The following is a 12,897-nucleotide window of genomic DNA, read 5'->3' on the forward strand; positions in this document are numbered from 1 at the left end:
GCTCTCCCATTCACCGCGTCGTACTTCCGAGCATGCTTAAGCAAAACTCACGTTAAATATCAATATTTATTTTCTGTTTGTTCTCGATGGCTAAATCCATAGGCGATCGCCACAAAAATTCAGACATCAGGCATCTTTGATTTTGCAAACTTTTCATTGGGCAGCATTCCCAGATTCAGCGAGAAACACGGGGGTCAAGGAGAGCATAGCTGAGGTCAGCGATCCCATTAAAAATCACCACCAAAAACGCATAGATAATCGTAATACCCATAATCACAGGCGTGTCATTGCGGTTAATTGACTCAATTAACAGAGCGCCAATACCCGGAACCCGAAAAATTTGTTCGGTAATTAACGCCCCCGTAAAAATTGAGGGCATATCAATGGCCATTAATGTGACCACGGGAATTAAAGCATTGCGGAGAATGTGTTTTCTGAGGACAGCAAATTCTGTTAAACCCTTGGCGTAGGCGGTGCGGATATAGTCTTGGGGTAATTCTTCGAGGATGGCATTGCGAATGAAGCGCGTCAAAACGGCCGACTGGTACAACGCCAACACAACAATGGGCATCATCGACTGCTGGATCTGCTGCCATAGGGTTTGTAAATTCGTGATTTCTAATGTGCTGTTATAAATAAAGGGCAACCATTTCAGCCACACACTAAAAATAATGATGAATAATAGTCCGGTAAAAAATGTCGGCAGAGAATAGCCCAGAAAGGCAAAGGTTGTCGCCAGTTGATCCAGTAGAGAGTTGCGGCGCATGGCTGAGATAATCCCCAAGGGAAAGGCGATCGCCGCACTGACCGCGTAGGAAATCCCCACCACCCAGAGCGTAGTGGGCAAACGTTGCAAAATTAAACCCAACACGGGGCTACGACTGGTAAAGGAATAGCCGAGATCTCCTTGGCATAACGCCCAGAGCCATTTCACATACCGAATATAAAAGGGCTGATCTAAACCCAGCGATCGCCGAATCGCTTCCCGCACCTCTGGGGTGATGGCCGGATTTGTGGCAAATTCACTCATCGGGTCACCGGGCGCTAAGGCCAAAATGGTGAAAATCACAAAGCTAATGGCTAGTAACGTCGGGACGGCGATCGCCAGTTTTTTCAAAATAAAACGAATCATTTAAAACCCCTACGGTACTCATCACACAGAACCAACACCCGGTTCAATGTGCCATTCCAGCGTATCGCCAACAGCATCACCATCATGGTAGGCCGCCAGTAGAACTTCACTAGTTTTGCCCCACACAATATTGCCTTGGACATCAAGGGAAATGGCACCGAGATCCCGCTGATTTTTTGTAGATTCATCAATGGACTTTTGCATCGCCTCAGCTAGAGTCATGCCATCTGTCACCCGAATCACAATTTTTGCGGCCAAACATTCATCAATAATGTCTTCCCCAATGCCTGTGCAACTCACACCCGCCACAGTTGTCGCATAATTTCCCGCAGGCATAGCCGAATCACTCACCCGACCAATACGCTCTAGCCCTTTACCACCAGTGGAAGTTGCAGCAGCCACCTTGCCGTCTTGATCGAGAGCAACTACCCCAATTGTGCCGCGCCGCGCCGTACTCGCCATTTCATCTTCAGCGACAACACCCGCCATACTGCTCCTGAAATTTCCTTGGCGCTCAGCCAGCCATTCATGGAGCCGCAAATCGGTGAGGGGGTTATGAATAGGCATTTGTAATTCGCGCACCATTTCCGCCGCCCCAAGATCTGATAACACACGATCCGTTTCCGTCTGGAGAACCTGCGCCACTTCGATAGGATTTTTGATACGACTCACATTAATGACACCACTAAATTTTTGGGCTGAACCATCCATGAGGGAGGCACTCATGCGAATTTGTCCGTCCGACTGCAACACCGATCCTGTACCGGCATTAAACCGAGGCTCATCTTCCATGAGTTTTGCGCCTAAAATTACGGCCTCAACGGCACTACCACCCTTTTCTAAAAAGTCATAAACTGCGGTGACAATCCGATGGAGGGATTCACGTACTGCAGTTAAACCACCTTTCCCTTTTAGGGAGCTGCCGGCTCCACCGTGAATAATGAGTTTTGGTCGGACACCCATGTTTTTTAGCCTCAGTAATAATCGCTCATATCCGTGTGCAACGATATCACGTTAAACCTTGCCTTAAAGACAGTGATTGATCGAGACTCAAATTTTTATAACATCTAGCAATTCACTCCGGGCGATCGCCCCAGTCCCCTGCAACCTTAAGAGCTGAAACCTAGATTTTTCGGGATCAAAATTCCCGTCATCCCACAAAAAATTCACACAATGGAGAGTTGAACGCTGTAAAGTGTGACATATATTTAACCAACCCCCTATTTTGTCGTTCGTTGTGACTCATTCTTACGAGTTCTCTACCCAACCGTCTATGTTGACCACTGACGCATTGCCCAGTCTGCCGGTTTTTGAAATTCCTGTTCATCTCCACGGAGACTATCCCCAATGGTTGACGAACCGCATTTGTGCGGGCGAAGGAACTCATGTTGTCACTCTAAATGCTGAAATTGCCATGATGACCCAGCGGGATCCGGCGATCGCCACGGTGATCAAGCAGGCGGATTTGGTGATTCCTGACGGTGCAGGGGTGGTTTTTTATCTCAAGCTTAAGGGCAAAAATCAAGCGCGTTTTCCGGGTATCGAGCTAGCAGAAGCCATGCTGGCAAGGGCGGCAAAAAATCATTGGCAAGTGGTTTTTTTTGGCGGTGCACCGGGTGTTGCCGACAAGGCAAAAGACAAATGGCTGCGACATTATCCCCAGCTACATATCACCACCCAACACGGCTATCTCACCCCCGAAACAGAGCAGGCATGGCAAATCACACTTCAAGATTTACAGCCTCAGTTGATTTTCACCTGTCTCGGTGTACCAAAACAGGAATTTTGGATCCGCCACCATCGTCATCTCTGTCCCCACAGTACATGGCTCGGTTTGGGGGGGAGTTTTGATGTGTGGTCTGGCCTGAAACAACGTGCTCCTAAACTTTGGCAACAGCTGCACCTTGAATGGCTTTATCGCCTCTTGCAAGAGCCTTCCCGCTGGCGACGGATGCTCGCAATTCCGCAGTTTGTCTGGCGATCGCTCTGGTCCTAGTGACTCAACCCGGCAACCAGATTTTTAATCCTTTTTATTTTTGTCGCTAACTGTTTTCAACGGACATAGGTTGCAACCTTTGAAGGGTTTGGGCAGCTTGTTCTAACACCGTCACTAAAGCTGGAATTTTAATGGGCTTACTGAGGTATTCATCCATACCAGCTTCTAGGCAAGCTTGGCGATCGCCGGCCATCGCATTGGCTGTCATCGCAATAATTATTGGCAGCGGAGCCGTTAAATGAATAGATTGCCAACGTTCTTTGATCACCCTAGTCGCCTCTAAGCCATCCATTTCAGGCATTTGCACATCCATAAAAATCACGTCATAGCCACTAATCTCCACAGCACAAATCGCCTCTAAACCATTTGCCGCCACATCAGCTTTATAGCCCAATCGCTTTAGCACATTAAGCGCCACCTTTTGATTGACGACATTGTCTTCCACCAGCAAAATCTTTAGGGGATGAGTGCCACCAAAGCTCTGATCAAAGACCGATAACTGCCCCCGTTGAGATGCCATGTCCGACGCACTTGATTTCTGAGTAAACATCGACATCAGACTGCCATACAGCTGTGATCGTTTAATAGGTTGATTGAGAATAATCGTAAAATTATCTTGGGACAAGGATGTCTCACTTGGCTGTTGTCCAATGCCATTTAACAAAACAACAGGTAGCCTTGGATATCGCTCTCGAATCTTTTGGAGAGCCTGTAACTCATCCTCCTCCATCGCCCAATGACCCATCAAGAAAACATCAACAGATAATTCACCAGAATCCATTTGCATTAAGGCATCAGCTAGAGAAGTGGCGATGTGGCTACGGACAGCAAAATATGCCAGATGAGCAGCCAGACTACGGCACACAAAATGATTGGGATGCAGAATCAACGCTGATTTTTTGAGCAATTGTTTGCTGACGGTAAGCTGCGGTTGTTGCTCTGGTAGACCCTCGTCTGGGGCAATTTCCAAAGGCAGCTGACAATAGAACACCGTTTGGACACGGTCAAAATCATATCCCTCTAACTGTAAAGGGCGTATAGCTTCTGCTTTTTCGCCAGCACTACTGCCGTGGCTTTCTACCCAAATTGTGCCACCCATGGCCTTGGCCAAACGCTGACTAATGGCAAGTCCTAAACCAGTACCACCGTAATGTCTTGTTGTTGAAGCATCCACTTGACTAAAGGACTGGAACAGTCTGTCCATTCGCTCTGGCGGAATACCGATGCCTGTGTCTAAGACGGCAAAGGTCAATAGCTGCGATCGCCGCGCTCCCACACCACAAGCATTAGCCTGAACGAAAATGGCAATTTCCCCTTGATCGGTAAATTTGACTGCATTGCCCAAAAGATTCACTAAAATTTGCCGCAGACGCGTGATGTCACCAATCACCCAAGGCGCGAGGTGATCATCCATGACATAGGCAAGGTGTAGGGATTTTTTGCTGGCACGGGGCGCGACAATATCAAGGCATTCTTCAATGCATTGGCGTACCTGAAAGGGTTGAGTTTCGAGCTCTAATTTCCCCGATTCAATTTTCGAAAAATCTAAAATGTCATTAATAATTGCTAAAAGATTATTGCCACTATTGCGAATAATTTCGACAAATTCCTTTTGCTGGGGTTTTAATTTGGTATCGAGCAATAATCCGGTCATAACAATGACGGCATTCATCGGTGTTCGAATTTCATGGCTCATGGTGGCAAGAAATTCACTTTTGGTACGGTTCGCTTGTTCGGCTTCTTCCTTGGCAAGTTTAAGTTGATTATCGGCGGCTATTTTCTCGGTAATGTCTGTCATGGTGCCGACAATCCGAAACGGTAGACCCCGTTCGTTGCGAAGACATTTAGCTTTGTTGTACACCCAACGGTACTCGCCATCACGATGCAAAATGCGGTGGGTGGATTCGTACAGGGGCGTTTTTCCCGCAAGGTGTTTTTGCAAGGTGGCTTCGGCGATCGCCAGATCATCAGGATGTACCCGCCGTGACCAGGTTTCATATACATGGGGCAAAGGCTGATCTTCGTAACCAATAATCCTCATCCACGCAGGAGAATAATAAACATGGTGGGAATCTAAATTAATATCCCAGATGCCATCATTGGTGGCGGCGATCGCCAACCCATAACGCTCTTCACTCTGTCGAAGTTTTTTCTCCGTTGCATGGCGTTTTTGTACCTGTTCATAGAGATCATTCGTGCGAATCTCGACCTGCCCCTCTAAACTAGCCGCATTATGCCGAATCGATTCAAACTGCGCCTGCAGCACATTTAACATCACCTGAAAATTGTGACTAAGATTAGCAAACTCAAAAATCTGACTCTCCGGCAAAATAATTTGCTGATCATGCTGAAATCGATCCTGCACATTCGCCGTCATTGCACTCAGACGATTCAGCGGCGTACCCAGCCAGCGACTCACCCAAAAAGCAGTCACCACCGTCGCCAACAATAAAATCCAAACGAGAGAAAGACTGCGAATATAGTGAACTTCCAGCTCTTCGATGTAGGGCGCAATATCAAGCGTCACCCACAAATCGACGGGCAACAAAGTATCACGCACAGGACTATTAATCACGCCAACGGACTGCCGCCAACGACTCATGGCAGGAACCCCATGTTCTATCGGCAGCAACGACAAAGAAACCCCCTCAGACAGCGGCTGATTATCCCGCTCCCCTAAACCCGTCCAAGGCTGTCCCACTGCCATCAGTCCATCAGAATCCGCAATAATTTGCTGAGCTGGGCGATCGACAATGAATGCCCGCAACCGATCAATGCCCAGTCCCCGTAGTTCAGTCCGTAAAAAAGTATTTAAAACATTGACATTGATCTCTGCATAAACTGCCCCTTGACGCTCTGGCAGTGGGAAATAGTAATCCAAATGCAAAGTCCCGTCTTTTTTTTCAATAGCGGCCACCGGATCGCCTGTTTGGAGAGCCTCCTCAAATTTCAAACGAATACTCTCATGGATCATCCCCCCCTGCTGCTCCGGTGAGGAGTCACGGCTTTGCTGCATAAGAAGTGACCCATTTTGGTCAAAGAGCTTAATTCTGTCCAGCTCAGGCAACAACGTTTGCAGACTTTCCATGGCGATCGCCACATTTTCTGACCCTAGACCTCCCCGAGCGATCAACTCCACAAGATAATTTAACGGCAAGAGATATTGATTTTCTGACAGGCGTAGCTCCTCCATTAGACCTTGACTAGATTGCACTAAAACTTGCTCAACCTCTTGAGTAATTTTGTCAAATCTCTCATTTGCATAGAGCACCATTTGAGTTAAGAGAGAAAACAAAACAAAGGCAATTAAAACATTGAAAATAACTTGCTGAAGGGAAGATTTTGATTTATTTTCTTCGTCAAAAAAAACCTTTTTTAAAGGAATATAAGTAATGATCAGACTGCTAATTTCCACATTGAAAATACCATTCACAGCTTGTTTCAATGCAATCATCCAAGTACTTTGCCAATCCATAGGCAACAGATAACCATAGGAAATCAAAACCAATGGGATCCCCAAACATAGCCAGTAGACCGCATTATAACCAACGATATTTTGGCGATTTTTTTGCCATAAATAGCTAACAAATAAAACTTCGGCGGTAAAGATTACAACGGCATAGGGATGATGCCACAGCGTATAGGTATAACTACTAGCAAGGCATCCAGTTATAATCGCCCAAAATGGCCCATAGATAAATAAGACAAGCCAAACCGCAATGGAACCAAATAAAAAATCAATCCCAAAAAACAAGTTAAGATTGCAAACATTTCCAAGGTAGGCACAGGCGGCCAGAAGTAATAATAACCAAGGTTGTCTTGGGAAGATGGATCTCATTTTCTGTTGGATCTGTTGCACACTATCCATTCTTTATGAAAATAACCTTAAAATATCTATCTAGAATGACATTTTCTCCATCTCAGTAAGGGATCAATACACATTTTTTGATAAACAGAGAACTAGACGAAAGTTAGTCAATTGTGGAGGCTTTAGTTTAATGTAATTCAATCAAGATAATAATATTATATATATCTTCTTTTGTTTTGCTTCTATTGCTTGAATCTTCGGTTTTCCTTAAGGAATATGGTGCTCGGAGAAGGCTTTGAATACAATTACTCTACAGTGGTTATCAAGGGTATCTGCTAGGTTTCTGTCAAAGGAGTAATGAACGATGATGAAGGGATAAAAAAAGTTGATGTGGTATTTACTTCAGAAAAAAATGTGTATTTTAACTGGACAAGGAAAAATCTATTGCTCTGATGCTGGTTGCGAGAAAAGCAGTTTTTTTTAATCTAAAGTGATCGATTTATCTTCTGCTTTCGTTTCTTTTGCGAAATTCGGGCATACTTTGTTCAGTGGTATTTTGAGTGGGGCTATAGGGGCTATGAAAACGGGATTTGTCACAGTGGGTATTTGGTTGGCGATGGGTTTTGTCTCGTCGGGAATGCAGGCTTTGCCATGGCAGTCTAACCGTACAACGATTCAAGATCTAGAAAATCTTTGTCGGGGCGATCGCCAGCTGGAACAGGTCAAAACAGAGTTTGGCAATAGGGTCTATAGCGGCACAATTAACTTAGCTCGCGTTTTTAAAACGTCGGGCTGTGAGGCAGGCGATCGCCTTGAGGGAAAATTTACGGTGATGGGCATTGGGCAGACTCGCTGTGAGGGTGATATCACGATTGAATTTGTTGATCAATACACTGCCAATCTCGAATGGGATATCGTTAACGCCAAAAACCAAGCAAACTGTCCTGTGCGCCATACCTTTTGGCAAACCCAAGTCACCCGCAGTGATGCACCGCAAACTGACACAGGGTTTTAGTTCGATCAGCTCTTGTTGAGAGTAATGCCATTCTTGAGGTCAATAATCTCTGGCGATCGCCATTTTTTTGCTTAATTAGAAAGGTCAGGTTTTTGCCAAATGGTTAACAGCACGCCAAACATCAAATATTCATGGCGCACGGTTTCTAAACCAACTGCATTGCCCATTTCAGTACGTTCTTGGCGAGAATAAAACCGAATACCACCCGGTGAAAAAGGCGACCCACTGCCCTGGAATAATTCACCCTTGCCATAGTCCGCTAAATAAAATTTGCCTTCCGGTTTTAAAACCCGCGCCATTTCCCCTAGAACTTTCTGGGGATTTGGGTAGTGCAAAAAGCTAATTGTGTTAAAGGCAGCATCAAATGTATTGTCTGCAAAAGGCTGTGATTCTGCGTTGCCGAGGGTAAAGGTGAGGCGATCGCCCCATTGATTTTTCTCTCTCGCCTGTCGCAACATTTCCGGCGATAAATCCAAACCCACTCCCGTTAGATCAGGATAAAGGCCACCTAAACGTTTAAACAATTTACCCGTGCCACAACCGAGATCGAGCACATACCCATCCTCTGGAAAATCCGTATATTCCAGCATTCTTTTATGGACAGCCTGATAAAAAGGTGTCGTCAACAAAATGTCGTAGTTCGGTGCCCAACGATCAAAAAAGCTTCGTTTTCTCTCAAAAAGGCGATCGCCCCTCATTTCCACATTCCTCAACTAATCTGTTTTTAACCTGACTTATTTTTTAACGCATTTATCGCCACAACCTGTCACGATTTAGCGCAAAAGCCATAGTGCGGGCAATTACCCGTTTAGAGAAGCAAACCCAACAAAAAATCTCCCCGGCGCACCGAAGAGACAATAGACCTTTTACGTGAAACTGGAAATTAGGAAGCGATTAAGCAAACCATTCTTCTACAGCATCTTCTTTCGTATTGGTATTACGAGAAGGAGTCGCTCTATCGAAGGTCATGTGAACAGAACGAGTTTGCTCACCATCTGCCGCAACCGCAACAATGGGGTAATCAATATTGCCGTCTTGGAAAGACATCTGGAAGCGGAAAGTCCCATCGGGATTGAGCTTAATCGGCTGACCACCAATAGTCACCGTTGCATCAGGCTCCGTCGCACCGTAAACAATCAGCTCAGCATCAGCAACGAGCCAGAACTTGCGGGGACGGGCGGGCGGCATAGAAGCAAAACCAGCACCGGACATATTGAGGCCAGAAACATTGCTGAGACCAGACGCATTCGGCACAGCCCACATGCCCATACCAGAGGGGAAAACATAGGAACTGAGGGACTCTTGGGGTGGTACAGAACCCGCAACATGTTGCATAGAACCATAGAGAGAACCCGCAATACGTTGTGCTTCGAGGGACTGTAAATCACCAAAGATTTCGTCGTAAATAGGATTGCTCTCTGCTGCTGCTGCCGCCGCTGCTGCTGCCGCTGCTTCTGCTTGCTTCTTAGCGGGCGGTACAAGATTGTAAACGGTCTTGCCTTGAAGATCTTCTTCCCAATTTACGGTGACGAAAATGTCCTCAACCCAGTCGCTGGGGTAAACGGGAGGAACACGGATCGGTGCAGATTTAGCGAGGCTTAACCAACGACCATCGGCACAACGGTAACCAATATCGAGAATGTAGTCGCGATCGCTGACCGGAATAGGGAAATACCATTCCCGAGCCATTTCATCACAGAGATATTCCTGAACGTTATGGGGGGCTTGGTGGTTGAGATCAAGATCAGTAACGTCATAGAGACGTAAAGCAATTTGCTGACCTCCTTGGTTGCGGAGATATTGCTTGTGGTCGTTGGGGATATCCCAGTAAGCGTAAGCCCATTGAGGATCGCGGGGCAGCAAAACAATACGACTTTGGCCGTAACCACCGGGAAGATCACCGAGATCTTCATCAGCAGTGGCTAGATCTTCCTCAACAGGATTGTCTTGACCGATCTCAAATTTTGCTGCTTCCACTAGGGTTTCCTCCTCTTCACGATTGACGGGATTTGCTGTTTCTTCTGTTGGTGCTTTTGCGGCTATGGGGTTGGTGTTGTAGTTCGCTTTTTGCTTTACTTCAGCAAGGAGTTGATCCTTGCGCATACGGCTATAGCGACTGATATTGAGTCTACTTGCCACTTTGCGCAGCTGCCTTAGGGTCATCTCTTCGAAGTTTTCTTCGAATCCATTGCTATTGGCCATGGTCATTTGATTGCTCCTCCGTTGCGCTTCTAGTTGGTTATCGATGACGAAATTATTGTTAGCTTCGACGCACGGCGATCGCCTGCCTACAAATGTTGTAACAAAGAACGTGAATGATGGATCCCCTATAAGTCTGCTTTCCATGACATTTAATGATTCTGCGTTGTTTCAGGCTGCCTTTATGTCATGCAATCTTGACTTTTGTGATTCTGATAAGTGTTTTTGCTTAACAAAATACTGGTTCAAATATGATATTTACCATTGTGAATAGTCAATGTTTAGGGAAATTCGGTAATATGACATCGCTCATTTGCAGTGCAGAGTAACCATGATTCGTCTAGACACAATTTCTCCCCATCAGCAGCTTGTGATTACGCCGCCAGAGTCTGGCTTGAGTCTCCAAGGCACTGTCACAATTCCCGGTGACAAGTCGATTTCTCACCGTGCACTCATGCTCGGGGCGATCGCCGAAGGGGAGACAATTATTGAAGGATTACTTTTAGGGGAAGACCCTCGCAGTACTGCGGCTTGTTTTTCGGCAATGGGCGCAGAAATTTCTGAGCTTAATGCCACCGAAGTTCGTGTTAAGGGCGTTGGTTTAGGTAATCTCCAAGAACCAGACAATGTCCTTGATGCGGGCAATTCTGGCACAACCATGCGCTTGATGATCGGTTTATTGGCCTCTTCACCTGGGCAATTTTTTGCTGTCACCGGGGACAGTTCTCTGCGATCTAGACCCATGTCCCGCGTCGTTAAACCATTACAGGAGATGGGTGCTCAAATTTGGGGTAAAAAAGATGGTTCCCTAGCACCCCTCGGCATCAAAGGCTCCCAACTGAGAGGTATTCATTACCATTCGCCGATCGCCTCAGCCCAAGTAAAATCCTGTGTTTTGCTGGCGGGCTTACTGGCAGAGGGTTCAACAACAGTGACGGAGCCAGCCCTTTCCCGCGACCATAGTGAACGGATGCTGCGCGCCTTTGGCGCTAAGTTAGCCATTGATCCCGAAACGAATAGCGTCACAATTGATCCTCGCCCGACCCTTGTGGGACAAAAAGTCGTTGTGCCGGGGGATATTAGCTCAGCAGCTTTTTGGATGGTGGCGGCGGCGATCGTGCCCGACTCAGATCTAACCATTGAAAACGTGGGCATTAATCCGACTCGGACAGGGATTATTGAAGCGATGCAACTCATGGGAGCCGATATGACCCTTGATAATCCCCGTGAAGTGGCCGGGGAACCCGTTGCGGATTTACGGATAAAATATTCTCGCTTAAAGGGTTGCACCATTGGTGGTGAGATTATTCCACGCCTCATTGATGAGGTACCGATCTTGGCAGTGGCCGCTTGTTTCGCAGAGGGTACAACGATGATCAAAGATGCTGCAGAACTACGCGTTAAAGAGAGCGATCGCCTCGCAGTGATGGCGGCAGAGCTGGGCAAAATGGGCGCACATATTGTGGAGCATCCCGACGGTTTAGAAATCACCGGCGGCGCAACATTAAACGGCGCTGAAATGGATAGCTACACCGACCACCGCATTGCCATGAGTTTGGCGATCGCCGCCCTAAATGCCAAGGGCGAAACAAAGATTCACCGTGCAGAAGCAGCTTCTATTTCCTATCCAACCTTTGTCGAAACCCTAACGAATATTTGCGAAATCACATAGTTTTTGGAAAGCGGCAGCAACATCTTTAGCCCTGATAAATATTGCCCTGGAGAGAAATCTTTTGGGCAAGACTTTCTACGGCCATAATCAGGGAATTCGATAAAGCCCGTTTTTCCTCAAAATCAGCCGGTACTAGATTCGATACACGACCATCTTCCACAAACCCCCAAGCTCGACCCCAGCGATCGCGCCGCTCATTGTCATAAACTCCAATGGCAATACCACCGCCTTTGCGCACCAGAGTAAAACAAGGAATATCCGTATAGCCATCCCCCACAAAAATCATTTGATTGAGCGGAATACGCGATCGCCCCGACGGCATTTTACGATTTACCTCAAAGGGTTTGCCCCGCACCGCATCGACAGACAAGCCCTTTTTAATGTGAAAAATATAGCGCGTTTTATCCGTAAAGCTCACCACTTTCTTCGGGTAGGCGATCGCCCCCGTTTCGTCATAGGAAAAATTTGAAGCCCAAATATCATGAAACTCATGGGCAATTTGTGTATGGCGCAGTACATCTTCAATGCCACTACTAATCAAATAAAACTCAATGGAAATACGAGGATTGATTTTTTTCGCATGGTCACGAATCCGCTGAAAAATCGAAGTCACACCAACATGCAACGGCAATCTTTGTCCCCAATCTTCCAGCATTTGTTGAGTAATCGTTTCCACTTCACCACTGCGAGATTTCTGAATCATTTTAACGAGATATGCCGGTACAGGATCCCAATCATCTCGAATTAGAGGCTCCACCTCATCACGCCAAAATATTTCAACATCGACTCCTAACTTTTGTAGCAAACCCGAAGTACTATCCGGTGCTAAAGTATCATCAAAATCGAAAATGACGGCGATCGTTTCCCGCATAACATTCGACCTAGTAATATCCTTAAATAACGAGCACAATTACTATTATAAGTCTCCTAAGCTACTCACCTATTTCCCTAAACGAAATACCAACTAAAATCTCTTTTCCCAATCATGCCAACAAATGTCAGCTATTTCAAAGACCCCAAAAATTGCCTAAACCCTGATCAACTGACAACCTAAAAACATCAACTATTCTTGATC

At 46.3% G+C, this 12,897-nt stretch carries 9 protein-coding genes; 3 read left to right on the top strand and 6 right to left on the bottom strand.

The window, feature by feature from the left end; all coding sequences use genetic code 11:
* Nucleotides 1–175: 175 nt before the first annotated feature.
* A complete protein-coding gene (locus tag NIES208_RS01345; protein WP_075888945.1) occupies nucleotides 176–1,132 on the bottom strand; it encodes an ABC transporter permease in 957 nt (318 codons plus the stop codon).
* Between the two features lie 21 nt (nucleotides 1,133–1,153).
* Complete coding sequence (locus tag NIES208_RS01350) at nucleotides 1,154–2,095, bottom strand: isoaspartyl peptidase/L-asparaginase (RefSeq protein WP_075888947.1); 942 nt, start codon at nucleotides 2,093–2,095, stop codon at nucleotides 1,154–1,156.
* A gap of 310 nt (nucleotides 2,096–2,405) precedes the next feature.
* Here NIES208_RS01350 and NIES208_RS01355 point away from each other — a divergent pair, with 310 nt between their 5' ends.
* Nucleotides 2,406–3,128: a WecB/TagA/CpsF family glycosyltransferase gene (locus NIES208_RS01355; protein WP_075888949.1), complete on the top strand. Its 723-nt coding sequence runs from the start codon at nucleotides 2,406–2,408 to the stop codon at nucleotides 3,126–3,128.
* Nucleotides 3,129–3,174: 46 nt separating this feature from the next.
* On the opposite strand, the gene NIES208_RS01360 is transcribed toward NIES208_RS01355, so the two are convergent.
* Nucleotides 3,175–6,966 (bottom strand): response regulator, encoded by a 3,792-nt coding sequence (locus tag NIES208_RS01360; protein WP_216349338.1) that lies wholly within the window; start codon nucleotides 6,964–6,966, stop codon nucleotides 3,175–3,177.
* A gap of 547 nt (nucleotides 6,967–7,513) precedes the next feature.
* Here NIES208_RS01360 and NIES208_RS01365 point away from each other — a divergent pair.
* Nucleotides 7,514–7,951 (top strand): hypothetical protein, encoded by a 438-nt coding sequence (locus NIES208_RS01365; RefSeq protein WP_139324951.1) that lies wholly within the window; start codon nucleotides 7,514–7,516, stop codon nucleotides 7,949–7,951.
* A 71-nt stretch (nucleotides 7,952–8,022) separates the two neighbouring features.
* Here NIES208_RS01365 and NIES208_RS01370 read toward each other — a convergent pair whose 3' ends face one another.
* Entirely contained in the window at nucleotides 8,023–8,649 is a 627-nt protein-coding gene (locus tag NIES208_RS01370) for a class I SAM-dependent methyltransferase (RefSeq protein ID WP_075888955.1), read from the bottom strand.
* A 196-nt stretch (nucleotides 8,650–8,845) separates the two neighbouring features.
* Nucleotides 8,846–10,159, bottom strand: coding sequence for a DUF4912 domain-containing protein (locus NIES208_RS01375; protein WP_084176491.1), 1,314 nt, complete (start codon nucleotides 10,157–10,159; stop codon nucleotides 8,846–8,848).
* Between the two features lie 322 nt (nucleotides 10,160–10,481).
* On the opposite strand from NIES208_RS01375, the gene aroA reads away from it, so the two are divergent.
* On the top strand, nucleotides 10,482–11,822 hold the full coding sequence (gene aroA / locus NIES208_RS01380; protein ID WP_075888957.1) for a 3-phosphoshikimate 1-carboxyvinyltransferase: 1,341 nt from the start codon (nucleotides 10,482–10,484) through the stop codon (nucleotides 11,820–11,822).
* A 25-nt stretch (nucleotides 11,823–11,847) separates the two neighbouring features.
* Here the strand turns inward: aroA and NIES208_RS01385 are convergent, their stop codons facing one another.
* Nucleotides 11,848–12,693 carry an HAD family hydrolase gene (locus NIES208_RS01385; protein WP_075888959.1) on the bottom strand — a complete coding sequence of 282 codons (846 nt, stop codon included), beginning with the start codon at nucleotides 12,691–12,693 and terminating at the stop codon, nucleotides 11,848–11,850.
* Nucleotides 12,694–12,897 lie beyond the last annotated feature (204 nt).

It is taken from the genome of [Limnothrix rosea] IAM M-220 (assembly GCF_001904615.1).
Taxonomy (GTDB): domain Bacteria; phylum Cyanobacteriota; class Cyanobacteriia; order Cyanobacteriales; family MRBY01; genus MRBY01.